Genomic DNA, 25,067 nt, shown 5'->3' on the forward strand with positions numbered 1-25,067 from the left:
CCAGGATAAGCCATGAGCACGCAGCAGTCTAAAACCGCAAAAAAAGAGGCCCCGAAGGGCGAGCCCACCAAGGAGAAGAGCGCGATTCCGGAAATCAATTCCTCGCGTATCAAGGAAGGTCTGCCCTTCCCACTGGGCGCGAGTTGGGATGGTCTGGGAGTCAACTTCGCGTTGTTCTCCGCCAACGCAACCAAGGTCGAACTGTGCCTGTTCGACTCCACCGGTGAAGTTGAGCTCGAGCGCATCGAGCTGCCGGAATACACCGACGAGATCTACCACGGCTATCTGCCCGACGCGCACCCTGGGCTGATCTACGGCTATCGGGTCTACGGGCCTTATGACCCGCAGAACGGTCACCGCTTCAACCACAACAAATTGCTGATCGACCCGTACGCCAAGCAATTGGTCGGCGAGCTGAAATGGTCGGAAGCCCTGTTTGGCTACACCATTGGCCATGAAGACGGCGACCTGAGTTTCGACGAGCGCGACAGCGCGCCGTTCGTACCCAAAAGCAAGGTCATTGACCCGGCCTACACCTGGGGTCGTGATCAGCGCGTCAGCGTTCCGTGGGATAAAACCATCCTCTATGAAACCCACGTTCGCGGCTTCACCATGCGCCATCCTGAAGTACCGGATGAGCTCAAGGGCACTTTCTCCGGCCTGATGGTCGAGCCGGTGATCGAACACATTCGCAAGCTGGGCGTAACCTCTGTCGAGTTGCTGCCGATTCATGCCTTCGTCAATGACCAGCATCTGCTGCACAAAGGCATGACCAACTATTGGGGCTACAACAGCATTGCCTTCTTTGCTCCGGACCCGCGCTATCTTGCCCACGGCAAGATAGCCGAGTTCAAGGAAATGATCGCGCACATGCACCATGCCGGTCTGGAAGTGATTCTTGATGTGGTCTACAACCACACCGCTGAAGGCAATGAGCTTGGCCCGACCCTGTCCATGCGCGGGATCGACAACGCTTCGTACTATCGCTTGATGCCCGATGACAAACGCTTCTACATCAACGATTCCGGCACCGGCAACACGCTCGATCTGAGCCACCCGTGTGTGCTGCAGATGGTTACCGATTCATTGCGCTACTGGGCGACGGAAATGCACGTCGACGGCTTCCGCTTCGACCTGGCGACCATCCTCGGCCGTTACCACGACGGTTTCGACGAACGCCACAGCTTCCTCGTCGCCTGCCGTCAGGACCCTGTGTTGCGTCAGGTGAAACTGATCGCCGAGCCGTGGGATTGCGGTCCAGGCGGTTATCAGGTGGGCGGTTTCCCACCGGGCTGGATGGAGTGGAACGACAAATTCCGCGACACCGTGCGCGCGTTCTGGAAAGGCGACGAAGCCCAGCTGGCTGACTTCGCCGGCCGTATGACCGCGTCGGGCAACATGTTCAATCAGCGCGGCCGTCGCCCTCAGGCTTCGGTGAACTTTATCACGGCTCACGATGGTTTCACGCTGCACGACCTGGTGTCGTACAACGACAAGCACAACGAAGCCAACGACGAGAATAACCAGGACGGCAGCAACAACAACCTGTCCTGGAACCACGGTGTTGAAGGCCCGACTGACGATCCGGAAATCAACGCACTGCGCCTGCGTCAGATGCGTAACTTCTTCGCCACGCTGCTGCTGGCTCAAGGCACGCCGATGGTGGTTGCCGGTGACGAGTTCGCCCGTACCCAGCATGGCAACAACAACGCCTACTGTCAGGACAGTGAAATTGGCTGGGTCAATTGGGATCTGGACGAAGACGGCAAAGCGTTGCTCAAGTTCGTCAAACGCCTGATCAAGCTGCGCCAGACTTATCCGATCCTGCGTCGTAGCCGCTTCCTGGTAGGCGATTACAACGAAGAAATCGGCGTCAAGGATGTGACCTGGCTGTCTCCGGACGGCAGCGAAATGGGTATCGATCAATGGGAAGACGCCAATGCGCGTTGCCTGGGCATGTTGATGGATGGCCGCGCGCAGGAAACCGGTATTCGTCGTCCCGGCGCCGACGCAACGCTGCTGCTGGTGGTCAACTCCCACCACGACGGGGTCAACTTCACCCTGCCGCAGGTACCGGAAGGCGCTCACTGGACTTGCCTGCTCGACACCAATCAGCCAGATGCTCGCCTGAAGGAAGAGTTTGTCTTTGGTGCTGAATACACGGTAACGGCGCGCTCCCTGCTGCTGTTCGAATTGCAGCGCGACGAGCAGCCATGAGCCAGGCGCTGAGCGAGTTTCTCGATTGGCGCAGGCACGGCTATGCCGATACCCGTGCGCTGGGCGAGTGCTTGCAGGCGCTGGTGAATGAACGGCTGGATCAGCTGCCACTTCCCGCTGGCGGTCAGACACTTGAACGCTGGCAGGCATTGGCCTGTGTTGCCGGGCACGACCTTGGGTTGTGCAAACTGTTCGAAGGTCATACGGATGCTCTGGCAATCATGCATGAGCTTCAGGCTCCCCTGCCCGAAACGGGCAGCACCTGGGGCATGTGGGCGGCCGAGCCACCTCAGGCCCGGGTCAATGTTCGTCATGACGCCGGTCAGTTGGTGCTTACCGGCCGCAAGGCCTGGTGTTCCGGTGCAGCGGTATTGAGTCATGCACTGATCACGAGCTGGGACGAGCAGGATCGCCAGCAACTGGTGGCGGTCAAGCTCGATCAGACGGGCGTCACCGTCAGCAATGAGGGTTGGCGCGCCATTGGGATGGGCGCTACCGGCAGCGTGGAAGTGCTGTTCGAGCATGCTCAGGCGATGGCGGTTGGGGAGCCCGGTGCCTATTTGGCCCGGCCCGGATTCTGGCAAGGCGGCATCGGTATTGCCGCCTGCTGGTACGGCGCATCCCGTGCGATTGCCCAGCGTTTGTTGCAACAGGCAATCAAACAGGATGAACCCCATGCAATGGCGCATCTGGGTGCGGTGGATGTTGCACTGCACAGCGCGTCAACGGTGCTACAAACAGCAGCTGTCAGCCTCGATTCAAATCCGCACGACGATGCCGAGCTATTGGCTCGACGCTGTCGTGCGGTCATCGAGCACAGCGCTGAACAGATTATGTTCCATGTGGGTCGCGCGATGGGGGCTGGCCCCTATTGCAAGGACGCGCATTTCGCCCGGTTGATTGCTGATCTGCCGGTATTTCTTCGCCAGAGTCACGCAGAACGGGACCTGGCGGCACTGGGTCAATTGACCGCCCGCCCGGGCTCGGTCCCGCCATCAAGGACGTGGCTGCTATGAAAGAAAATCCAATCGTCGGCAGCGGCACCTCGCTGCAAGCCTGGAATAATTCGCAAAAGCTGGCGCAGCTACCGGTGATCACTGTGGATGTACTGGTGCCGGTCAATTCCCGCGCCGTCATCATTGCGCCGCATCCGGATGACGAAATCCTCGGCTGCGGTGGCCTGATGCGCCAGCTGGCCCAACTGGATCGCCAGTTGAAGCTGATCTCCATCACCGACGGCAGTGGCAGCCATCCCGGCTCGCAAGCGTGGACAACAGAGCGCCTGAGCGTTATTCGCCCGCAGGAAAGTGCCGAAGCGTTGCGTCGCCTGGATATACCTTTGCACAGCCTGCAATGGATTCGTGGCGGATTCGGCGATAGTGCAGTCGCTGAGCAGGAAGACGAGCTGGTTGCATTTCTTGAACGCTACCTGCGCCCTACCGACGTGGTATTTGCGACATGGGCCATGGACGGGCATACCGATCATGAAGCCGTTGGGCGTGCCAGTGCTCGGGCCGCCGCCGCAGTGGGCGCGCAATTTCATGAAGTGCCGATCTGGGCCTGGCATTGGGCCGATCCCGAAGATGAACGTCTGCCTTGGGATCGGGCGCGCAAGATCCTCCTTGACCCGATGACGACAGCGCGCAAGCGTCATGCGGCACATGCCTTCGCCAGCCAGCTGGAGGGCGACCCACTGATTGGCTTGCCGCCGGTGCTACCACCTTCAGTGCTGGAGCGATTGATGCGGCCCTTCGAAGTGGTGTTCCTGTGAATCGGCAATCCTCCAGTGTCGCTGACAGCTATTTCGACACACTGTTTAACGGTAACGACGATCCATGGGCGTTCAAGCAGCGCTGGTATGAACGTCGCAAGCGCGCCTTGACCCTCGCAGCCCTGCCCAAGCAACAGTACCAACGGATTTTTGAGCCCGGTTGCGCCAATGGCGAACTCAGCGCGGATCTGGCCACCCGTTGCGAACATCTGATCTGCTGCGACACCTGCCTGCCAGCAGTAGAGCTGGCACGAGAACGCCTTGCCGGTTTCAGCCATGCCAGCGTGATGCATGGCCGCCTGCCGCAAGAGTGGCCGCAAGGTCAATTCGACCTGATCGTATTCAGCGAGTTGGGTTACTACCTGGATGAGCGCGACCTGCAGCTCTGGATTGATTGCGCGTTGCAGTCGCTGACTGAGGACGGTCAACTGCTCGCTTGCCACTGGCGACCGCAGATAGATGGGTGCCCGCTGAACGCCCAGCAGGTGCATGCCGTGCTTCAGGATCGTCTGGGCATGCACCGGATTTTCAACCATCAGGAGCCCGACTTCCTGCTCGATTTGTGGAGCCGGGACGCTAAGTCAGTCGCACAAACGGAGAATCTTCGATGATTGGCGTACTGATTCCGGTGCATAACGAGGAGCAACTATTGGGCGCATGTCTGGAAACCGTGCTGCAAGCCGGTCAACATCCAGCCCTTGCCGGTGAACCGGTGGTGGTCCTCGCCGTGCTCGACAGCTGCTCCGATGCCTCGACCGAGATTGCACGGGGTTATCCGGTCGCCATCCTTGAAGTGCTGGCGCGTAACGTCGGCCAGACCCGCGCGGCTGGCGCGCAGTATTTACTGGATCTCGGCGCGCGCTGGATTGCCTGCACCGATGGTGACAGCACCGTTGCCGAGGACTGGCTGGCGGAGCAGTTGGCCCTGGATGCCGATGCGGTGTGTGGCACCGTCACTCCAGGCCAGTGGGACAAGGACATTCCTGAACATGCACAAATCCGCTATCAACAGCATTATCAGCATCGCGACGATCATCGGCATGTTCACGGTGCCAATCTGGGCGTCAGTGCGGCAGCGTACCTGCGCGCCGGAGGATTTCCGCCGCTGGCCTGTCACGAGGATGTCCAGCTGATTCGCCAGTTGGAAATGAGCGGCGCACGTATCGCCTGGAGTTGCCGCCCGCGTGTGACCACCAGCACTCGACTCAACGCTCGCGCCCAGGGTGGATTTGCTGATTACTTGCGAACCCTGAGTAGCAGCCCGGCTTGACCCGGCAGTCTGCCGCCCCCTTTATCAAATCATTGTTTGCTGTTTGAAGATCATTGCTGATGCGCGGTCTGCATCCCGGTGTGCGCAAGTTCAGGCATGCCCAGCACCTCTTCGAAAAAGCGCACGGCTTCGGCACTCAGGTTGCGATGGATGTCTTCGCGATCCACGCCTTCTCGATCGGTACAGACAATCGGCATGGTCGCGCGCTGTTCGTCAGTGCAAGGCGCCATGAACACAAAGTGCCCCGCCCCGGCTAATAGCTTGTAATCCGGGGTTTGCGGCAACTTGCGCGCCAAGGCATCAGCGTTCATGTCGATGGCCAGCAATTCGTCGCCGTCGCCGCTGTACATCAACACCGGCACATGAACATCACCCAGCGTGGTACGGCCAAACATCAGGCTGAGCGGCGCCATCAACATCAGCGCGCCAACCCGGGGGTCGGCCTGCGGGCTCAGATCATCGCGATCAGCCAGCAGTTCGCCCTGGGTTTTGCAGGCGTCACGATCCTGGGGGCGGTCCAGGCAATATTTGCGCAGACGCTGCAGGTCCGGTTGAGCACCGGCGAGAATCAACGCTGTTTCGCCGCCGGCCGAATAACCGATGACGCCGACCTGATCGGCACTTAGATAGGGCGCAAGCATGGGGTCAAGCAGCGCCGCACTGATCGCTTCCGAGACTTGCAAGGGGCGCCCATAAAGGTTGCTCAGGCTGCCGAGGCGGCTGTGGTCGAGATAGTTGTCCCCCGGATGGATCACCGCAACGACGACAAAACCCTGACGGGCCAGCGACGTCGCCAGATCATGCAGCGCCAGCGGTGTGCCGGTATTACCGTGAGAGAGCACCAGAAGTGGAAAGCGGCCCATTGCAATGTGCGCGTCCTGGGCGGCTTCAATGGTGTAGCCCTGGACTTTGCTCACCTGCTCCTCGTCGGTGGAGGGATAGAAGGCGATGGCGTGCATCGGTTGCGAATCCAGGGGGTCGGGAAAATCGATCTGATGAAAGCCGACGCTCCAGGTTTCGGCAGCCTGGACCTGCACCGAAACCAAGCCGTCAAACAAACAAATCAGCAGCAGTGCACATAGACGCACCATGACAACACCCTACCTTGGTTCTACAACGACCCACGCCTGTTGGCGTATCTACGAATAAGAGTCGCTTTGGGTGAAATAGTGCATAAGGCGGGCCAACTAAATGGAAATAAACCTGAAGACGCAAATAACCGCGCGGCTACCGGTCCGGTTTATGGCGCAACAAAAAACCCCAAGGCCCGGTGCGAGCCTTGGGTTTTTTTCAGTTCAGCAATCAGGCGACTGCGAACAACTCTTCAGCGATCAGCTTCTGGGCGCTGCTGATAGCGTTGGCGCGTGGTTCGTCGCCGTAGGCCAAGCCGTGGGCAAACACGAACTTGAGGTCGGTGACGCCGATGAAACCGAACAACAAACGCAGGAAGTCTTCGTGCCCGACGCTGCTCGGCTGACCCACATGCAGGCCGCCTGCCGTGGAAACAATGATCACCTGCTTGCCGCCGCACAGGCCTTCAGGACCAGCCTCGCTGTAACGGAAAGTCCGGCCAGCGACACTGATGCGGTCGATCCAGGCTTTGAGCTGGCTTGGAATGGTGAAGTTGTACATCGGTGCGCCGATGACCACGACGTCAGCGTCGATAAATTCCTGCAACGTGGCTTCGTTGCCATCCACTTCCTGTTTCTGCGCGGCATCACGGCCTTCCAGCGGCGTGCCAGCGGCAGCGAGACTCGAAGCGGAAAAGTGGTTAAGGGCATCGCTGGCCAGATCACGGTAAGTGACCTGAGTGTCGGCTTCACTGGCCTGGAAGGCTTCAACGACGGCGCGACTGAGCTGACGCGAAGCGGAGTGATCGCCGAGGATGCTGGAGTCGATGTGCAAAAGTTTCATAACGTGCTTCCCAAGTGGAGAATCGCCGCTTGGCGATCAAGTGGGATAATCCTACAGCGCAAACCAATGGCTGATTAGTCGGCATAAATGCGATAGTTCGTCCCACCTATAGGACAATCGGAACACTCATGCAGGATCTCAACGATCTTTATTACTTCGTCAAAGTGGTTGAGGCCGGCGGTTTCGCTGCCGCCGGGCGCCAACTGGGTATCCCAAAGTCGCGATTGTCACGGCGGATTGCCGAGCTGGAAACCCGCCTGAATGTCAGCCTGCTGCAACGCACCACCCGCAAGCTGGCCCTCACCGCAGTTGGCGAGCGCTATTTGAGCCATTGCCAGGCAATGCTGCTGGAGGCGGAAATGGCCGATGAAGCGGTCGCTTCCCTGTCTGCCGAGCCACGCGGGCGATTGCGGATTTCCTGCCCCGTCGGCATGGTTCACTGGAATCTGTCTTCGGTGGTCGACGAGTTTCTCTTGCGCCATCCGCATGTCCAGCTCGAACTGCTGCTGGTCAATCGGCGTGTCGACCTGGTCAACGAAGCCATCGATGTGGCGCTGCGCGTACGCGATATCGGTGATGAAGACCCAAGCCTGATCGTTCGCCAGTTGTCGTCGGCTCATGTAGCGCTGGTCGCCTCCCCCGCGCTGCTGGAAGGCTACGCCATTCACACCCCGATGGATCTGGCCAGCCTGCCGGTGCTGGGCGCTGTCGAGGCGGACCGCAAGGTACACTTCCGGCTGCAACACCTGGACGGCCAACGCGTCGAAATTGCCCTGGAACCACGCCTGGTCGTCGATGATTTTCCGATTCGCAAAAGTGCTGCGTTACGCGGACTCGGGATAACGATGTTGCCGATGATGAATTGCCACAAGGAGCTGGCCAGCGGACAGTTGATCCGGTTGCTGCCCGACTGGTCGCTGCCCGGAGGTAATCTCCAGGCCGCCTACACTCAGCGACGTGGCATGCTGCCTGCGGTTCGGGCCTGGATTGATCACGTCACCGAGTCCTTTACCCAAGAGACAGGCCGCGCTTGAAGCCGCGTGCGCCGGAGATCGTTATGCAGATAGAAGAAGTCGCGCAATTTTGCCTGCAGCTGCCAGGCGCTCGCGAAGATTACAAATGGGGTGGTACGCGCGTGTTCTCGATAGCCGAGAAGAAGATGTTCGCGGTAATGGACCTTGCCGGACAAGGTCTGTCGTTCAAGGTCGCACCGGAACTGTTCCTCGGATACGTCGACCGCCCAGGCATTCGTCCGGCGCCGTATCTGGCCAGGGCCTACTGGATCAGCGTGGCGGTGCCCTATTCCGTCAGCGATGCGGAATTGCAGGACTTGCTGACTCGCTCGCACCAGTTGGTGGTGAGCCGCCTGCCCAAGCGCCTGCAAGTCGCGCTGAAGCTTTGATCGCTGATCAGTAAAAGTGCCGGGCCAGAAAATTACCGCCGAGCAATACCCGGTCGATCCACACCACCTGATGCAGCAGGATGATCAGCCAGAACACCAGTTGGTAACTCACCTTGCGCGTCTTGTGCCGAAACACCTGCTGCGCCAACAGAGCACCCGGCCAGCCACCCAGCAACTCGGCGCCATGGAGAACTTTCTCGGGGGTGCGCCAGCCATCCAGCCGGGCCTGACGTTTGTCGCGCCAATACAGGCCAAACGTCAGCAGGCTCATGCCCAGGTAAACAGCCGAGGGCAGCCACGATCCTTGCAGCAACATCGACAAGGCACCAAAAAACGGTACCGCGCAGACCAGGATCAGAATGATCAGTTTGAGTTTCGGGAACTGCATGGAACGCCTGGCCCGAACGGCTTCGGCGTTGTTCCTGTTTCTTGACGGGTTAGGCTCCTGCATTGTGTTTTTCAGCCTTTGACCGAAGTCCAGTCCACCCAGCCGAACTGCCAGGTGGCAAGAATCAGCAGACCAAAAGCGATTCGGTACCAAGCAAATACTGCATAGCTGTGACTGGCGATGAATTTCAGCAACCCACGCACAGCGATCATGGCGAAGATAAACGAGGTGATGAAACCAATGGCGAACACCGGAAAGTCATCCGGGCGGAACAGATCACGGTATTTGTAAGCCGAATACACCGCAGCGCCGACCATCGTCGGCATCGCCAGGAAGAACGAAAACTCGGTGGCGGTCTTGCGCGACAAGCCGAACAACAGGCCACCGATGATCGTCGATCCGGAGCGTGAAGTCCCTGGAATCATCGCCAGACACTGGGCCATCCCGACTTTCAAGGCATCGACCCAGGTCATTTCGTCAACGCTGTAGGCGTGAATCACATGCTCACGGCGTTCGGCCCACAGCATGATCACGCCGCCTATTACCAGCGCCGTGGCGACAGTGATGGGGTTGAACAGGTATTTGTGAATCAGATCGGCAAAAATCACCCCCAGCACCACTGCGGGCAGGAAAGCGACAAACAGATTGAGCGTGAAGCGCTGGGCCTCGCGCTGCTTGGGCAAACCGATGATCACATCAAGAATCTTGCGTCGAAACTCCCAGACCACCGCCAGGATCGCGCCGAGCTGAATGATGATGTTGAACGCCATCGCGCGCTCACCACCGAAGTCGATCAAGTCAGCGACAATAATCTGATGTCCAGTGCTGGAAACGGGCAGAAACTCTGTCAAACCCTCCACTACCCCGAGAATCAATGCCTGCGCGGCGGTCCAAAGATCCATCATTCCCCCAGTGAAGCAATGCTCGAAGCAGGCCTCTAAAAATTGTTGAATTCAATCCGGTCGCGAATATGCCCGGTGCAATGTGAAAACCCCGTAAAAACCAGAGCTTGGCGTTGATCCCGATGCAAGGCGTGGCGATGCTAGCAGACCTTATGGGGGCAGCGCTTGCATTGAAGATTGACGCGCAGGCGTTGACGTTCTGCGAGCAAATTTCTGGTTGCCTCTATGGCTGGCGCATTCCTGGCTTGCGAGCGGTAAAGGCTGCCTGATGATTCAATATCCGCTTACAATCCCCCGCGTTTTTCTTCACCGCCAAGGAGTACCCATGTCCCCACTTGAACTGTTCGCCGCAGCCCTGGGCGTAATCGCCGTCTGGCTGACCGTCAAACAGAATGCATGGTGCTGGCCTATCGGTCTGGTGATGGTATTGATCTACAGCTGGATTTTTTATGACATCAAGATGTATTCCAACGTTTTACTACAAGTGATCTATGCCGCGCTGCAAGTCTACGGCTGGCTGCAATGGACCCGACGCGGCCCGACCCTGGAAGTACGAGCGATAACCTGGCTGCCATCTGGCGCCGTTTTCATCGGACTGGGCCTGGGCGTGGTCGTAAGTCTGGTGCTGGGTGGGCTCATGGCAAACTTCACCGATGCTGTACAACCCTGGCTGGACGCGGCGCTGACCGGGTTTAGCCTGGTGGCTCAAGTCTGGATGGCACAAAAGCGCGTGCAGTGCTGGCCATTGTGGATTGTCATCGATGTCATTTTTGTCGGCCTGTTCGTTTACAAGGAGCTATACGTGACTGCTGCGCTCTATGGCATGTTCCTGCTGCTGGCAATCCAGGGCTGGCGCGAATGGCAGCGCACTCCGGCGCTTGCTCAATGAAGGTTCTGGTGCTTGCCGGCCCCGAATCCAGTGGCAAAAGCTGGCTGGCCGCCGAAATCCAGCGGCACTTTGGCGGTGTCGTGGTCGGCGAGTACGTCCGTGATTTCATTGATGAACAGCAACGCGACACGGTTTACGCAGATATCCCGGTTATCGCTCAAGGACAACTGGATCGAGAAGACGCCGCCCGCGCTACCGCCTGCGAGCTGGTCATTCTCGACACACACCTGCTCAGCAATATGCTTTGGAGTCACGCATTGTTTGGGGATTGTCCGGCCTGGGTCGAGCGGCAATTGCTGCAACGCCATTACGACCTTCATCTGTTGCTGGCACCCGAGGGAGTCGGCTGGATCAGTGACGGCCAACGCTGTCAGCCAGAACTTGCGTCACGCCAGACGTTCTTTTCACTCAGTCAGCACTGGCTGCAAGCCCATCAGCAGCGTTACGAAGTCATTAGCGGGGATTGGATCAATCGTCGGATACAGGCTTTCGCTGCTGTTCGGGGACTGCTCGCTGGCGACTGATTGCCCGGCGTAAATACCCCCAACGCATCATCGAATCTGGTGTTTGTGCAGCAATCGGTAAAACGTCGGACGCGATACGCCCAAGACCTTGGCCGCAACACTGAGGTTATCGCTATGGCGGGTTAGCACATCACACAGCGCCTGACGCTCAGCCCGGGACTTGTAGTCATCCAGGGTGCCCATGCTGGTAACGACGTCATCTTCGCCCAGCAAGCCCAGATCAGACGCTTCGATCTGGCGACCTTCCGCCAGGACCAGGCCGCGCCGCACGCGATTTGCCAGTTCCCGCACATTCCCTGGCCAGTCATGCTTGCCCATCGCAATCAATGCATCCTGACTGAAGTTACGCGCTCGACGTCCGGTTTCCTGGCTATAGAAATGGGCGAAATGGTTGGCCAGCAGCGCAAGGTCGCCATGCCGTTCACGCAATGGAGCCGTTCCGACCTGCAAGACGTTGAGCCTGTAGTAAAGATCTTCGCGAAAACGCTTTTTACGAATGGCGGCCTCAAGGTCGACATGGGTGGCCGCCAGCACCCGGATATCGACAGGGATCGGCTCACCGCCACCGATACGCTCGATAGTCCGGTCTTGCAGAAACCGCAGCAAGTTGGCTTGCAGGTCCATAGGCAAATCGCCTATCTCATCAAGAAACAGAGTTCCGCCATCAGCCGCCTCGATCTGGCCAATCTTGCGCTCATGAGCACCTTCGAACGCACCTTGCTCGTAGCCAAACAACTCCGCATGAATAAGATTCTCCGGAATAGCGCCACAATTGATCGCAACGAAGGGTTTATGCCGGCGATGCGATTGCATGTGCAGCGTGCGCGCGACCAGTTCTTTGCCGGTTCCGCTTTCACCCCGAATCAGCACCGGTGATTCAGTCGGTGCCAGTTTGCTCAACAGCCTGCGCAATTCACGAATGGGCCGGCTTTCACCGAGCATCTCGTGCTCCTGACCCGATATATAAGTGCTGCCCTGGGACCGCAGCCGCGCCATACCGAACGCACGACCCAAGGTCACCTGCATACGGGCGACATCAAAAGGTAGCGTATGAAAATCGAAAAACCATTCACAGACAAAATCGCCGATTTTTTCCCGGCGAAGATCATCAGGTGTAAGCACAGCGATCCACTCGGTGTGGCTGCGTGTAATAAGCTCCTTGACCAACTCGGGGTGGTCGAAGTGATAAGGCATCAAGCGAATCAGGCCCACATCACAGCTGCGACCGATGGCAGACTCCAGAGTGCTGCTATCGACGTCCCAGCCTGCAGCGCGCAGGACCGGGATAAGCTGGTGACAGTCATCGCATGGATCAACAATTAATAGACGTCGCGGTGGTGCCGATTCATGCATAAGAATTCCCTGGCGCCTTGATTCTAAAATTAAAGGAGAAAGTTTTTTATAAACAGACAGTTGGCGTGCACGATCCTTACATTAGCAAAAATTTGACACGCACTTGTACCGTTTAACTATAAGGCTAAGATCGAAATGTAATTAGACGACGCACCGCGTGGATTTTCATTAATGAGACGGTTCGTCAATAGGCTTAGTTGCCCGTTAGTTGGCGTTGACGACTTGTCTGGAGGCGGCGAAATACGTGGCACCTGTAAAAAACTCAAAAAATATCGGCGCGTGATGTGACTCAACCCCGGTCAATTGGCATCAACACAAGTAACCAGCCGAACGGTAAGCCCACCGACGGCGACGAACTTGCTACGGGCCATTTGAGGAATTGATCATGAACGCCCCATTGCGCTTCAACGATGCATTGCTGATCGCTGGACACGCCTTCGAACCCTTCAAGTGTGTGGCGTGGGCGCCACAAGACGGTAACGGCGAACTGAGTCTAAGCGTCATCGACCGGACCAGTACCCGCATTGGTCACAGCCAGATTCCACGCAGCGCCTATTCAGATCCGGCGCAACTGGCGAGCATGCTTGAACAAGCGCGCGCCGCTATCAGCAGTGAAGGCTACCGCCTTGAGCCATGGACCATGCCGGCCTGAATGAAACCGCAATTCGTTGCGGCGAGGCTTGCCCGCAAAGGCGTCTCGTGAGCCAATGAATATGCCGGTTCTTGTTACGCATCTGGCGTTGGCTATCGCCTAACGGTCGGCGTCAGCCAGGCTTTCGATATGCCGATACTCGATCCCGAGCCGGGCAGCCAGTTGCTCTGCACGGCCCAGGCGGATCGGTCCACACTCGATGTCGATCAATAAGCCTGGGCAACTGAATGCTCCCAGCGCCGCTTGATCCTTCACCCGGCCATCAGTCATCACCAGCAACCGATGCTGCTCTGCCGGATACCGCTTCTGCCGCAAGGCAAGCCATTGGGCAGCCTGATCAAACGCGGCGAACAACGGCGTTCCACCGCCGGCACCAAGCCCATCCAGCCAGGGTTGCAGCGCTTTCGAGGCCTTCAGGCCCTGATGTTGCCAGCGAGGTGAACCTCCAGTGGCAGTCAGCAGCGCCAGTCGCACCCGGCGACGATAGGCGTCATCGAATACTTGAGCGAGCACACCTTTAGCGAGGCTCAACGCCTGATGACGTCGCGTAGAAGCCGAGGCGTCGACGATGATCAGCCACATTTCACCGGATTGACTGCTGCGCGGCTGGCGCACCAGATCGCTGTGCACCCGAGGTCGCCCCCGCAACAAGGTGGGAACCCAGGCAATGTGACCGTCGCCAGCGTTGTGCAGCGTACCGCTTTTGCCGCCGCTCAGCGTTCCGGGGCGAGGCTTGGCATCCGCCCCCAACGTTGCCCGGGAGCGGATGCCTAAGGCTTTTTTGGCCAGCTCGGCACTGCACGCCGAGCGCCCACCGGCATTGGCTGCGACGCAAGCTCACCCCAACTGCCCTGCCCCTGCTCCGGCTTATTTTCTGATAAGTCTTGAGGGTTCGGCTGCTGGGTCTGTGGTGCTGGACTTTGCGACTCAGACGGCGGGAGAAGTCGTCGCCGATGACGCAAGGCGAACTCGGCAACGGCGTCGATATCCTGCTCTTCTATAACAGCACCGCCACGCCATGCCGCATGAGCACGGGCCGCTCTCAACCACACGAGATCGGCACGCATACCGTCGACGCCAGCGGCGAAACAGCGCTCGGTGATGGTCTGCAGTGCCTGATCGTCCAGGGCGATGCTATCCAGCAACTGCCGCGCCTGCTCACAGCGTTGGCGTAACGCATCCTGCTGAGTTTGCCACTGCGCGCAGAAGCCTTGAGGATCACTGTCAAAATCCAGTCGGCGACGAATAATTTGCCCGCGCTCAACCGGCAGGGTTTGCCCGCTCAACGCGACATTCAGGCCAAAGCGATCCAGCAGTTGCGGGCGTAGCTCACCTTCTTCAGGGTTCATTGTGCCGATCAGGACAAAACGCGCGGCATGGCGATGGGAGATGCCGTCGCGCTCCACCAGATTGATACCGCTGGCAGCGACGTCCAGCAGCAGATCGACCAGATGATCCGGCAGCAGGTTTACTTCATCGACATACAGAACCCCACCATTGGCCTTGGCCAGCACGCCAGGGGAAAACTGCGCCCGACCCTCGCTCAGCGCCGCGTCCAGGTCCAGCGTGCCCACCAGGCGCTCTTCGGTGGCGCCCAGTGGCAAGGTGACGAATTGGCCGCTGGCCAGCAGATCAGCCAGCCCTCGGGCCAGGGTCGACTTGGCCATACCGCGCGGCCCCTCGATGAGCACGCCGCCAATTTTTGGGTCGATGGCGGTAAGGCACAGGGCGAGTTTCAGTTCGTCGGCACCGACTACGGCCGCCAGCGGAAAATGCGGGATGTCGCTCATGGTCGTCTCGGGCAACGTCATCACTTCTCCTCTATGTCCAGCAGCAGGGTTTCCAGCGCTTCACGATAATCACCGGGTTCTTGCCAAAGGCCGCGCTGCTGGGCTTCAAGCATGCGTTCGGTCATATCGCGCAAGGCGTCCGGATTGTGTTGCTGGATGAAATCACGGGTCGCTGGATCCAGCAGATAGGCGTCGGCCAGCAGTGCGTATTGGTGATCATCGATCAGCTCGGTCGTGGCATCGAAGGCGAAGAGGAAGTCCACCGTCGCGGCCATCTCGAATGCGCCCTTGTAGCCGTGGCGCTTGACCCCGTCGATCCATTTTGGATTGGCCGCACGGGAGCGTATCACTCGATTCAGTTCTTCCTTGAGCGTGCGAATCTTCGGCAGATCCGGCTGGCTGTGATCGCCGTGATAGCTGGCAGTCTTCGACCCGCTCAGGCTTTCGGCAGCCGCGAGCATCCCGCCTTGAAACTGGTAATAGTCGTTAGAGTCGAGCAAGTCGTGCTCGCGATTGTCCTGGTTTTGCAAAACCGCCTGGACCTGCGACAAGCGCTGAGCGAAACGCTCACGGGCCGGGGTGCCCTCATCACTACCGCCATAAGCGTAGCCGCCCCAATTCAGGTAGACCTCGGCCAGATCATCGCGGCTCTGCCATAAGCGACCATCGATGGCGCCCTGCACACCCGCGCCGTAAGCCCCCGGCTTGGCGCCGAAGATTCGCCAGCCCGCCTGCCGCGCAGCATCGTCTTCGGTCATGCCAGTGCTTTCAAGGGTGGCGCGCTCCTGACGCACCTTGGCGGCCAATGGGTTCATGTCCTCCGGCTCGTCCAGATCCGCCACCGCCTGCACCGCCGCGTCGAACAAACGAATCAGGTTGGAGAACGCATCCCGGAAAAAACCCGAAACCCGCAGCGTGACATCCACGCGCGGTCGGTCCAGCAGACTCAACGGCAGAATCTCGAAATCATCTACCCGCTGACTGCCCGTCGCCCAGACCGGACGCACGCCCATCAGCGCCATGGCCTGAGCGATATCGTCACCGCCGGTGCGCATCGTGGCCGTACCCCAGACCGAAAGGCCGAGTTGACGTAAATGATCACCATTGTCTTGCAAGTGCCTTTCCAGCAACAAGTTTGCCGACTGGAAACCGATACGCCAGGCCGTCGTGGTGGGCAGATTGCGCACGTCCACGGAGAAGAAATTACGGCCGGTTGGCAATACATCAAGACGGCCACGACTTGGCGCACCGCTCGGGCCGGCGGGCACAAAGCGCCCACTTAACGCGTCCAGCAGCCCTTGGATTTCTCCAGGCCCGCAAGCATCCAATCGTGGTGCAACAACTTCGCGTAGATTATCAACGATTAACTTCAGATCTTTGTTTTTACTAGATATTTCAAACGAAATATTTACAACAACGTGCTCTATCAACCAGGCAGCGTAAAGCTCAAGCCGCTCCCGCGTGTCCCCCGCCGTTCGCCAGGGGTCGGAGCTGACTTCAAGTAAAACCTGAGGTTTAGGTCCGTCCCAGGGTTGCGCCAAATCGCAATCCAGAGGATCAAATCCAAGTTCGAAGGATTTGCTCAAGACGCGTAACAGACTGGATTGCGCACCTCGCCCGTCACCGCGCGGAATACGCAGCAGGGCCAGCAACGTATCGATACGCAGCCGTCCGCTTGGAGACTCGCCGAAGATATGCAGACCGTCGCGAATCTGCGATTCCTTCAGGTCGCATAAATAGGTATCCAGGCGCGGCAGCCAGGTTGCGGCGTCGCTGTCATTGACCGACTCAAGCGCCAGCTCACGGTCGATGTGGGTCTCGCGCACCAGCTTGAGGATGTCGCGTTGCAGTTCCAGGGCGCGACGCGGATCGAGCAGCTGGGCGTCGTAGTATTCATCGGCGAGCAATTCAAGGTTACGCAACGGCCCGTATGTCTCGGCGCGGGTCAGCGGCGGCATCAGGTGGTCGATAATGACCGCCTGGGTGCGCCGTTTGGCCTGGGCGCCCTCGCCCGGATCATTGACGATGAACGGATAGATATTCGGCATCGCGCCCAGCACCACATCCGGCCAGCAACTCTCGGACAAACCAACGCCTTTACCCGGCAACCATTCCAGATTGCCGTGTTTGCCGACATGGATCACCGCATTGGCGCCATAGACGTTGCGCAACCAGAAGTAGAACGCCAGATAGCCATGGGGCGGCACCAGATCCGGGTCGTGATAAACCGCGCTGTGGTCCACCTGATAACCCCGGGCAGGCTGGATACCGATGAAGGTCAGGCCGAAGCGCAGACCGGCAATCATCATCCGACCGGCGCGAAACATGGGATCTGCTTCCGGCGCACCCCACCGGACGTTGACCGCTTCCCGGTTGGCCGCTGGCATTGTTTTAAAAGCCGCGAGATATTCACCCAGCGCCATGCTTTGCTCACACGGGCGCAAATCCAGACTGTCCAGGTCATTGGTCACGCCACCGAGCAGTTGGTGAATCAGCGCAGAGCCTGTTTCAGGCAAGGGTTCCAATGGGTAACCTTCAGCCTGCATCGCACGCAGAATATTCAGCGCCGCTGCCGGAGTATCGAGGCCTACGCCGTTGCCGATACGTCCGTCGCGGGTCGGGTAATTGGCCAGAATCAAGGCGACACGTTTTTCCGCATTGGGCAAACGCGCCAGCAGGATCCAGCGCCGCGCCAGCTCGGCGACGAAATCCATGCGTTCCGGCTGTGCGCGGTAGCAAACCACATCCGACTGGCTGCGCTCACTGTGCCACGCCAGATCCTTGAAGCTGATCGGGCGACTGATGATGCGTCCATCCAGCTCCGGCAAGGCAATGTGCATTGCCAGATCCCGGGCGCCGAGGCCTTGCTCGCTGGCGCGCCAGCCCGGTTCGTTGTCCTGGGCGCAGATGGCCTGAATGACCGGGATATTGCGGCGAAACGGCCGCAAGTGTGGCGCCTCAGGACTGGACTGGGCAAAGCCGGTGGTATTGAGGATCAACTCAGCCTCAACCTCGTCCAGCCAATCTTCCACCAGCGTCATGCAGCCCGCCTCTTTAAGGCTCGCCACGGCAATCGGCAGAGGATTCAAACCCTGAGCCTGCAAGCGCAGGCAAAACTCATCAATAAAGGCGGTATTGGCGGCCTGAAGATGCGAGCGATAGAACAGCAGCGCCACAACCGGTTGATCGGCCTGCCAGTCGGCCTGCCAATCACTGAGTTCAGCGCGGGAGGTGTTTGGGTGATAAATCGCCGTGCGCGGCAAGGGCAGTGGCTCGGACCAGGAATAATCCCGCCCCAGCCAACCACTCGCAAGGCAGCGATACAGTTCCAGCGCATTGTGCATGCCGCCTTGGCGCAAAAACTGCCAAATACGCTGGCAGTCCTCTGCGGTGACGGTGCTCAAATCGGTGAGCTCCGGGTCCGCGTTGTCGCAGCCTGGCACCAGAATGACCTGCACGCCTCGCCCGGCCAGCTCGATCAACCGCTCGACGCCGTAGCGCCAGTAGCCGATGCCACCATGCAAGGAAATAAGGATGACTTTGGCGTGGCGCAGCACTTGGTCGACATAAAGGTCAACCGAAGCATGATTTTGCACCTGCATCGGGTTGGCCAGACGCAGGCTTGGATAATCATCCGGCAACTGTTGCGCGGCCTCGGCAAGCAAGGCCAGGCTTGAGTCGCCGCTACAGAGAATCACCAGCTCGGCGGGGGTTTGGCCCAGGTCGGCGATGCTGTCGTCCGGTACAAAACCACCGGGCTGGGTTCTCAGTAAATGCATGGGTCAGCCAGCAACCGCAGCACGCAGCTGTGCTTCAAGTACCGCAGCGTCCAGTTTCTGGCCGATCAGCACCAGATTGGTCGCGCGCTCTTCGTCAGCACCCCAGGCGCGGTCGAAATGTTTGTCGAAACGCGTACCCACGCCTTGAATCAGCAAGCGCATTGGCTTGCCGGGAATGGCCGCAAAACCCTTGACACGCAAGACGCCGTGTTCAACCACCAGTTGCGTGAGCGCATCGAGCAACAGGCTTTCGTCGGCTTGCGGCAGCTTGATGGAGATCGAGTCAAAGGCGTCATGATCGTGATCGTCATGGTCGTCGCCTTCGTGGTGATCGTGGTGGGTCTTGCGGGCATCGATATGCAGTTCGGATTCCGCACCCAAGCCCAGCAATACGCTGATCGGCAAACGGCCGCTGCTGGCTTCGATGACCTTGACCGCTGGTGGCAATTCTTCGGAAACCTCGGCGCGCACGGCAGCCAGACCTGCGGCGTCGATCATGTCGGCTTTGTTCAGGATAACGAGGTCGGCACTGGCCAGTTGGTCGGCAAACAGCTCGTGCAGCGGCGATTCGTGGTCCAGGTTCGGATCCAGCTTGCGCTGGGCGTCGACCTGATCCGGGAATGCAGCGAAGGTGCCGGCCAGCACCGCCGGGCTGTCGACCACGGTAATCACGGCATCCACGGTGCAGGCGTTGCGGATTTCCGGCCATTGGAAGGCTTGTACCAGTGGCTTGGGCAACGCCAGACCTGAGGTTTCGATGAGGATGTGATCAAGATCGCCGCGACGCGCTACCAGTTCGCGCATCACCGGGAAGAATTCTTCCTGGACGGTGCAGCACAAGCAGCCATTGGCCAGCTCGTAAACCCGGCCGTTGGCTTCTTCTTCAGTACAACCGATGGTGCATTGCTTGAGGATTTCGCCGTCGATGCCCAGCTCGCCGAACTCGTTGACGATCACCGCGATGCGCCGCCCTTCAGCGTTGTCGAGCATGTGGCGCAATAACGTGGTTTTACCCGAGCCCAGAAAGCCGGTAACGATGGTGACGGGAAGTTTGGCCAGTGTTTTCATCAGGTGCCCTTTGGCGAAGCGGCGGGCAAACAGGACGAAAACCCGGTGATCAGGCACAGGACTGGATTCGCCACCGGATCACCCCGCCCGGTTGTAGTGAGAATTTGCAGGGCATGATGCCCGGATCGAGGCAGGTCTCCTGGCTTGCGGTTACGGGTGGACAGTCCACCTGCAATTCATGGCGCCTTCCCGCTTGTCGCAGTGGCTGTGCAATGAACCTGACCGCTTACAGTTGCGGGGGCAGCCGCGGCATTGACCGCGTTCCCATCTTAGCTGTGCGCTGTCCGGCTGCATGGCAGCGTGCAGCGCACAGAACCTCGAATCCGCAAGGCTACGCAGTGACCATCGGCAGGTCAATCACAAGCCTGCGTCCGACGCGAACTGATTGACGTTCAGCGCCGGCCCATGCTCTCCTGTACGCCTTGTTCGGGTGCCCTTCACAGGGTGAAACGGGAAACCGGTGCGTTCAGGCCTCATGGCTTGTGCAAGTCCGGCGCTGCCCCCGCAACGGTAAGCGAGTGAAGAGTCAGATCCACTGTGACCGGCAACGGCATGGGAAGGTGACGCTTTCAGGTCGAGCAATCGATCCCTCGCAAGCCCGGAGACCGGCCCGACATGAAACTTCTGACAAACCCGCGGTGGGCGGGCGCTGTTGATCTCTTCTGACGCCTGTCAGCGGAGCTCTCATGCGTTCCCCTCACCTTGCCGACATCCAAGAGGGAAGCGCCATGTCGATCAGTACAACCAGTCATACCGCCAGCACGACCACTGCCACCCAGACTCGACGCCTGACCGCCGCCATCAGCGCTGCCATTCTCGGCGCGTGCCTGGTGTATTTCGCCGGTTTCTCGCACATTGATGCCGTGCACAATGCGGCGCACGACACCCGTCACAGTTCTGCCTTTCCCTGCCATTGAGACCTGACGCCATGTTCAAGCGAATTGCTCAGACGGCGGGGTTTACAGGCCTGATCGCCGCCCTGTTCCTGACCCTGCTGCAAAGTTTCTGGGTCGCGCCACTGATTCTGCAAGCGGAAACCTACGAGAACGCTCCAACCGAACAGGTTCACGAGCACGCCGAAAACGCGCCCACTGGACATGTACACGATGAAGAGGCCTGGTCTCCGCAAGATGGCTGGCAGCGCATTCTGTCCACGACCGGTGGCAATCTGGTGGTCGCGGTCGGCTTCGCGCTGATGCTGGCGGGCCTGTATACCTTGCGCGCTCCGGGCAAGACATCCCAGGGCGTGCTCTGGGGATTGGCAGGTTTTGCGGTGTTCACCCTCGCGCCGACACTTGGCCTGCCGCCAGAACTGCCGGGCACTGCTGCAGCGGACCTGACCCAACGGCAAATCTGGTGGATCGGCACTGCTGCATCGACTGCAGCGGCTTTGGCATTGATCGTGTTCGGCAAGAACTGGCTGCTCAAAGTGCTGGGCGTGGCGATTCTGGTCGTGCCGCATATCATCGGCGCGCCGCAACCGCCGGTGCATGAAAGCCTGGCGCCTGAAGCGCTGGAGTCGCAGTTCAAGATCGCCTCGTTGCTGACCAACGCGCTGTTCTGGATTGCCATGGGCGTGATCAGCGCCTGGCTGTTTCGCCGCAACAATGCCGAACTTGATCAAGCCTGATCAATCGCGGCCGACGCTGGTGGCCGGGCTCGGCTGCCAGCGCGGATGCTCCGCTGGCGTGATGCTTGAGTTGATCGAGTCCAGCCTTCGAAGTCATGACCTTGAGTTGCAAGACCTCAGCGCCCTCGCCTCCATTGACCTGAAAAGCAATGAGCCCGGTCTGCTGGAGCTTGCTCGCCGGCTTCGCTTGCCGCTGACTGTATTCAGTGCACAGCAGCTCAACCCCTACGAAGCGCAATTGACTCATCGTTCGTTGACCGCCTTTGAGCACACCGGCTGTTATGGGATTGCAGAGAGCGCAGCGTTGGCGCTGGCCAGTCGATCAGGTGCTGCACGCTTGCTTATTCCTCGGGTCAATAATCGGCAAGCGACATTTGCCTTGGCCAGCACTGTGCTCGATAGCCGATAATCCGCCTCACACACCGCTTCCACTCAAGAATCTGGAGTTTCCATGACCGTTTTTTTCATCGGCGCAGGCCCTGGCGATCCGGAGTTGATCACGGTCAAGGGGCAGCGCTTGATCCGCAGTTGCCCGGTGATTATCTATGCCGGATCGCTGGTGCCAACGGCCGTGCTAGAGGGCCATAACGCGATTCAGGTCAGCAACAGCGCCGAATTGCATCTCGAACAGATCATCGCCTTGATGAAATCCGCTCATGAACAAGGCCAGGATGTGGCTCGGGTGCATTCAGGTGATCCGAGCCTGTACGGTGCCATCGGCGAACAGATCCGTTATCTGCGCGAATTGAACATTCCCTTCGAGATCATTCCGGGCGTTACCGCAACCGCTGCCTGCGCAGCCTTGCTCGGCACCGAACTGACACTGCCGGATATCTCGCAAAGCGTGATCCTCACCCGCTTCGCCGACAAGACCACAATGCCACCCGGTGAAGAACTGGCCAGTCTGGCGCAACACCGCGCCACCATGGCGATTCATCTCGGGGTCAACAATCTGCACAGGATCGTTGCCGAACTGTTGCCCCATTACGGCAGCGACTGCCCGATTGCTGTCGTGCATCGCGCCAGCTGGCCGGATCAGGATTGGGCGCTGGGCACGCTGGCGGATATCGAGGGCAAGGTGCGTGCGAAGGGCTTTCGGCGCACGGCGCTGATTCTGGTAGGACGTGTTCTGGCTGACCACAGCTTTGGAGAGTCGTCGCTGTATCGTGCGGGGCATGCGCATTTATTCAGGCCGTGATTCCGAACCTCTTGTTGGAGCGAGGCTTGCCCGCGAAGCGTAAGCTCTGCCGACATATCAATGGACTGGAATGAAGCTTTCGCAGACGCCGCTGATGTGGTGCCTGCACCAACGCCCTCCCGGATAAATCCGGTCCTACCGAATAGCGTCGATTTCGCAATCGTGAGCGAATTCATTCTCGAGGCGGCCGGTAGATTCCGTTGGAGCGAGGCTTGCCCGCGAAGCGTAGTCTCAGGCGAAAAATCCATCGTTTTAGAAGACGCTTTCGCGGGCAAGCCTCGTTCCTACAGGGAAATCAGCCACATACCGAAGACACAAAAAACCCCGAACGCGTCGGGGTTTTTGATGCTGCGCAGACCGCTCACTCAGTAGTAAGCGTTCTCTTTTTGCGTGTGGTCAGTGACGTCACGCACGCCGCTCAGCTCAGGGATGCGTTCGAGCAAGGTGCGCTCGATGCCTTCCTTGAGCGTTACATCCGCCTGACCGCAACCCTGGCAACCGCCACCGAATTGCAGCACCGCGATGTTCTTGTCTTCTTCTTCAACGACGTCGATCAGTGTGACCTGCCCGCCGTGGCTGGCAAGACCGGGATTGATCTCGGTTTGCAGGTAATAGCTGATGCGCTCGTTGATCGGGCTGTCGGCGTTGACCATCGGTACTTTGGCGTTTGGCGCCTTGATGGTCAGCTGGCCGCCCATGCGATCAGTGGCGTAATCGACGACGGCGTCGTCGAGAAACGCTTCACTGAAGTTATCAATCCAGGCCGTGAAGTTCTTCAGGCCAATGGCCTTGTCTTCCGGCTTTTCTTCGCCCGGCTTGCAATAAGCAATGCAGGTTTCAGCGTATTGGGTGCCAGGTTGGGTAATAAACACGCGGATGCCGATGCCCGGGGTGTTCTGCTTTTCGAGCAGATCGGCCAGATAGTCGTGGGCAGCATCGGTAATAATGATAGCGGTCATGAAAATTCCTCGCAGACGTGCCGGCAGTTTACGCCAATCGGCTGCGTCATACAAAGTCCTAGTATTCTTGTCGGAAAAGAGCAGGTCGGAAAACAGCTGATCGAAAAAGAACCGGTCGGGAAAAGGCAGCTCAGGAAAGAACCTGCGCGGTGTCAGCGCTGCGGCGCTTGTCCAGCCAGCCCTTCATGCGGCGATAAAGGCCTTTTTCGAGCCATTCATAGCTGCCCCATGCGCCCAGCCCGATGACAGGCACGCACACCGCGAACACCAGATACGGATTCAGCGCGAAATGTTCGGCCGCCAGCCAACCGGCATACAGCACCAACACGTGCAGCAAATACACCGAGTACGAACAATCGCCAAGGATCTTGAGCAGTTTATTCCCCCGGAAACAGGGCTCCAGGGAAATGCACGACAATACGATCAACGCGCTGGGCAAGCCCCAATTGAGCAGCCGCTCCGCTGGCGTCAGATGATAGATAGTGACCAAACCGGTGGCGATGCCAAGCAAGGGCAGCCAGACACCCTCTTTGATCCAGCCCTTGCGATAGATGATGCCAATGACGATGCCCAGCAAAAACTCGTAGACGATGTCATTGCCATAGAAGCGACTGATCAGCCCGGAGCGGGCCAGCACTTCGCTGACCGCGAACAACGCGGCGGCGACGATCAACGGGCGATGACGCTGCTGAAACAGGAACACCGTCGAAAATAACAGGTAGAAAAGCATTTCATAGTTCAGCGTCCAGCCGACGTTCAGCGTGGGATACAGGCCATATCCGCCAGGGTTTTCAGAAGGAATGAACAGCAGCGACAACAGGAAATTCTGCCAGCTGATGACCTGATGCGGCAGCAAGGGCGCTGCAAAAACCAGGAGCAGCCCCATGATGGCGGTGTAAAACCAGTAGGCGGGAACAATGCGGATAATTCGGTTAAGCATGAAACGACTGGCGGGCATGTCGGTGTTTTGTGTCGAAAGAAAAATCACCAGGCCACTGATGACGAAAAAAATATCGACGCCGACCGCACCCCTGGAAACAAAAAACTGACCTATCGGCCCCGACGCATGAAAGTCGAAAAAAATTTGCATGAAGTGATGACACACCACTGCCCAAGCGGCGAGGGCCCGCAGGGCTTGAACCGAAATCAGCATCTATAAACAACCTCTGTCGCCTGACTTTTGAATCACAGTCCGGAAAGGCAAACCAGAAGCGCGCCCCCGGACACTCCTGGAGTCGGACCACGTTTTTGAGGAAAAGATCGCAGAAACTGACTAAAGGGGGCAAATCAGAAGATGGCCGCAGGCCATATTCCATAAGGCCTGCGCTGATTTTCAACGGTATTGACCGGCATTTAAATGC

At 58.8% G+C, this 25,067-nt stretch carries 25 protein-coding genes and 2 riboswitches; of the genes, 14 read left to right on the top strand and 11 right to left on the bottom strand.

Translation table 11 applies throughout. The features are described 5' to 3' along the window. Window positions 1–12: 12 nt before the first annotated feature. From glgX to AABC73_RS15670, 5 genes are read left to right on the top strand one after another with little or no spacing between them, the layout of a single operon-like run. Complete coding sequence (gene glgX, locus AABC73_RS15650; RefSeq protein WP_065835603.1) at window positions 13–2,217, top strand: glycogen debranching protein GlgX; 2,205 nt, start codon at window positions 13–15, stop codon at window positions 2,215–2,217. Beyond that, window positions 2,214–3,233, top strand: a complete 1,020-nt coding sequence (locus AABC73_RS15655; protein ID WP_341519971.1) for an acyl-CoA dehydrogenase family protein — start codon at window positions 2,214–2,216, stop codon at window positions 3,231–3,233. Before glgX ends, AABC73_RS15655 begins: the two co-directional genes overlap by 4 nt. Continuing rightward, entirely contained in the window at window positions 3,230–3,988 is a 759-nt protein-coding gene (locus tag AABC73_RS15660; protein WP_341519972.1) for a PIG-L family deacetylase, read from the top strand. Before AABC73_RS15655 ends, AABC73_RS15660 begins: the two co-directional genes overlap by 4 nt. Next, entirely contained in the window at window positions 3,985–4,599 is a 615-nt protein-coding gene (locus AABC73_RS15665; protein ID WP_341519973.1) for an SAM-dependent methyltransferase, read from the top strand. The genes AABC73_RS15660 and AABC73_RS15665 overlap by 4 nt, the downstream gene beginning before the upstream one ends. Then, window positions 4,596–5,258 carry a glycosyltransferase gene (locus tag AABC73_RS15670; RefSeq protein ID WP_341519974.1) on the top strand — a complete coding sequence of 221 codons (663 nt, stop codon included), beginning with the start codon at window positions 4,596–4,598 and terminating at the stop codon, window positions 5,256–5,258. The genes AABC73_RS15665 and AABC73_RS15670 overlap by 4 nt, the downstream gene beginning before the upstream one ends. A 50-nt stretch (window positions 5,259–5,308) precedes the next feature. Here the strand turns inward: AABC73_RS15670 and AABC73_RS15675 are convergent, their stop codons facing one another. Then, complete coding sequence (locus AABC73_RS15675; protein ID WP_065835599.1) at window positions 5,309–6,349, bottom strand: dienelactone hydrolase; 1,041 nt, start codon at window positions 6,347–6,349, stop codon at window positions 5,309–5,311. A gap of 211 nt (window positions 6,350–6,560) precedes the next feature. Next, complete coding sequence (locus AABC73_RS15680) at window positions 6,561–7,172, bottom strand: FMN-dependent NADH-azoreductase (RefSeq protein ID WP_341519975.1); 612 nt, start codon at window positions 7,170–7,172, stop codon at window positions 6,561–6,563. A 128-nt stretch (window positions 7,173–7,300) separates the two neighbouring features. On the opposite strand from AABC73_RS15680, the gene AABC73_RS15685 reads away from it, so the two are divergent. Further along, a complete protein-coding gene (locus tag AABC73_RS15685) occupies window positions 7,301–8,206 on the top strand; it encodes a LysR substrate-binding domain-containing protein (protein WP_341519976.1) in 906 nt (301 codons plus the stop codon). Between the two features lie 23 nt (window positions 8,207–8,229). Beyond that, window positions 8,230–8,574, top strand: a complete 345-nt coding sequence (locus tag AABC73_RS15690; RefSeq protein WP_341519977.1) for an MmcQ/YjbR family DNA-binding protein — start codon at window positions 8,230–8,232, stop codon at window positions 8,572–8,574. Window positions 8,575–8,581: 7 nt separating this feature from the next. Here the strand turns inward: AABC73_RS15690 and AABC73_RS15695 are convergent, their stop codons facing one another. Next, window positions 8,582–8,962 (bottom strand): DUF1294 domain-containing protein, encoded by a 381-nt coding sequence (locus AABC73_RS15695; RefSeq protein WP_341519978.1) that lies wholly within the window; start codon window positions 8,960–8,962, stop codon window positions 8,582–8,584. Window positions 8,963–9,033: 71 nt separating this feature from the next. Next, window positions 9,034–9,864 (bottom strand): undecaprenyl-diphosphate phosphatase, encoded by an 831-nt coding sequence (locus AABC73_RS15700; protein ID WP_341519979.1) that lies wholly within the window; start codon window positions 9,862–9,864, stop codon window positions 9,034–9,036. Window positions 9,865–10,189: 325 nt separating this feature from the next. Here AABC73_RS15700 and pnuC point away from each other — a divergent pair, with 325 nt between their 5' ends. Together pnuC and AABC73_RS15710 are read left to right on the top strand one after the other, a co-directional pair. Beyond that, window positions 10,190–10,753 carry a nicotinamide riboside transporter PnuC gene (pnuC, locus tag AABC73_RS15705; protein ID WP_341519980.1) on the top strand — a complete coding sequence of 188 codons (564 nt, stop codon included), beginning with the start codon at window positions 10,190–10,192 and terminating at the stop codon, window positions 10,751–10,753. After that, entirely contained in the window at window positions 10,750–11,277 is a 528-nt protein-coding gene (locus AABC73_RS15710; protein WP_341519981.1) for an AAA family ATPase, read from the top strand. The genes pnuC and AABC73_RS15710 overlap by 4 nt, the downstream gene beginning before the upstream one ends. Window positions 11,278–11,304: 27 nt before the next feature. Here AABC73_RS15710 and AABC73_RS15715 read toward each other — a convergent pair whose 3' ends face one another. Beyond that, complete coding sequence (locus AABC73_RS15715; protein WP_341519982.1) at window positions 11,305–12,630, bottom strand: sigma-54 dependent transcriptional regulator; 1,326 nt, start codon at window positions 12,628–12,630, stop codon at window positions 11,305–11,307. Between the two features lie 385 nt (window positions 12,631–13,015). On the opposite strand from AABC73_RS15715, the gene AABC73_RS15720 reads away from it, so the two are divergent. Then, complete coding sequence (locus AABC73_RS15720; RefSeq protein ID WP_065835591.1) at window positions 13,016–13,282, top strand: hypothetical protein; 267 nt, start codon at window positions 13,016–13,018, stop codon at window positions 13,280–13,282. 99 nt (window positions 13,283–13,381) lie between these two features. Here the strand turns inward: AABC73_RS15720 and AABC73_RS15725 are convergent, their stop codons facing one another. From AABC73_RS15725 to cobW, 4 genes are read right to left on the bottom strand one after another with little or no spacing between them, the layout of a single operon-like run. Continuing rightward, window positions 13,382–13,999 carry a VWA domain-containing protein gene (locus AABC73_RS15725; protein ID WP_341524252.1) on the bottom strand — a complete coding sequence of 206 codons (618 nt, stop codon included), beginning with the start codon at window positions 13,997–13,999 and terminating at the stop codon, window positions 13,382–13,384. 53 nt (window positions 14,000–14,052) lie between these two features. Continuing rightward, a complete protein-coding gene (locus tag AABC73_RS15730) occupies window positions 14,053–15,093 on the bottom strand; it encodes an AAA family ATPase (RefSeq protein ID WP_341519983.1) in 1,041 nt (346 codons plus the stop codon). Then, window positions 15,093–18,851: a cobaltochelatase subunit CobN gene (gene cobN / locus AABC73_RS15735; protein WP_341519984.1), complete on the bottom strand. Its 3,759-nt coding sequence runs from the start codon at window positions 18,849–18,851 to the stop codon at window positions 15,093–15,095. The genes AABC73_RS15730 and cobN overlap by 1 nt, the downstream gene beginning before the upstream one ends. A gap of 3 nt (window positions 18,852–18,854) precedes the next feature. Next, window positions 18,855–19,919 carry a cobalamin biosynthesis protein CobW gene (cobW, locus tag AABC73_RS15740; RefSeq protein WP_341519985.1) on the bottom strand — a complete coding sequence of 355 codons (1,065 nt, stop codon included), beginning with the start codon at window positions 19,917–19,919 and terminating at the stop codon, window positions 18,855–18,857. A 111-nt stretch (window positions 19,920–20,030) separates the two neighbouring features. After that, window positions 20,031–20,254: riboswitch (cobalamin riboswitch) on the bottom strand. Window positions 20,255–20,330: 76 nt separating this feature from the next. Next, window positions 20,331–20,548, top strand: a riboswitch (cobalamin riboswitch). 99 nt (window positions 20,549–20,647) lie between these two features. Here cobW and AABC73_RS15745 point away from each other — a divergent pair. From AABC73_RS15745 to cobM, 4 genes are read left to right on the top strand one after another with little or no spacing between them, the layout of a single operon-like run. Continuing rightward, entirely contained in the window at window positions 20,648–20,836 is a 189-nt protein-coding gene (locus AABC73_RS15745; RefSeq protein WP_341519986.1) for a CbtB-domain containing protein, read from the top strand. An 11-nt stretch (window positions 20,837–20,847) separates the two neighbouring features. Then, on the top strand, window positions 20,848–21,549 hold the full coding sequence (locus tag AABC73_RS15750) for a CbtA family protein (RefSeq protein ID WP_341519987.1): 702 nt from the start codon (window positions 20,848–20,850) through the stop codon (window positions 21,547–21,549). Continuing rightward, window positions 21,527–21,958, top strand: coding sequence for a cobalamin biosynthesis protein (locus AABC73_RS15755; RefSeq protein ID WP_341519988.1), 432 nt, complete (start codon window positions 21,527–21,529; stop codon window positions 21,956–21,958). Before AABC73_RS15750 ends, AABC73_RS15755 begins: the two co-directional genes overlap by 23 nt. Before the next feature lie 42 nt (window positions 21,959–22,000). Then, window positions 22,001–22,747 (top strand): precorrin-4 C(11)-methyltransferase, encoded by a 747-nt coding sequence (cobM, locus tag AABC73_RS15760; RefSeq protein ID WP_341519989.1) that lies wholly within the window; start codon window positions 22,001–22,003, stop codon window positions 22,745–22,747. Between the two features lie 365 nt (window positions 22,748–23,112). Here cobM and nfuA read toward each other — a convergent pair whose 3' ends face one another. Further along, window positions 23,113–23,706, bottom strand: a complete 594-nt coding sequence (gene nfuA / locus AABC73_RS15765) for a Fe-S biogenesis protein NfuA (RefSeq protein WP_020293849.1) — start codon at window positions 23,704–23,706, stop codon at window positions 23,113–23,115. 130 nt (window positions 23,707–23,836) lie between these two features. After that, window positions 23,837–24,859, bottom strand: a complete 1,023-nt coding sequence (locus tag AABC73_RS15770; protein WP_341519990.1) for an acyltransferase — start codon at window positions 24,857–24,859, stop codon at window positions 23,837–23,839. Window positions 24,860–25,067: the final 208 nt, after the last annotated feature.

Origin of the sequence: Pseudomonas sp. G.S.17 (assembly GCF_038096165.1) — a bacterium.
Taxonomy (GTDB): Bacteria; Pseudomonadota; Gammaproteobacteria; order Pseudomonadales; family Pseudomonadaceae; genus Aquipseudomonas.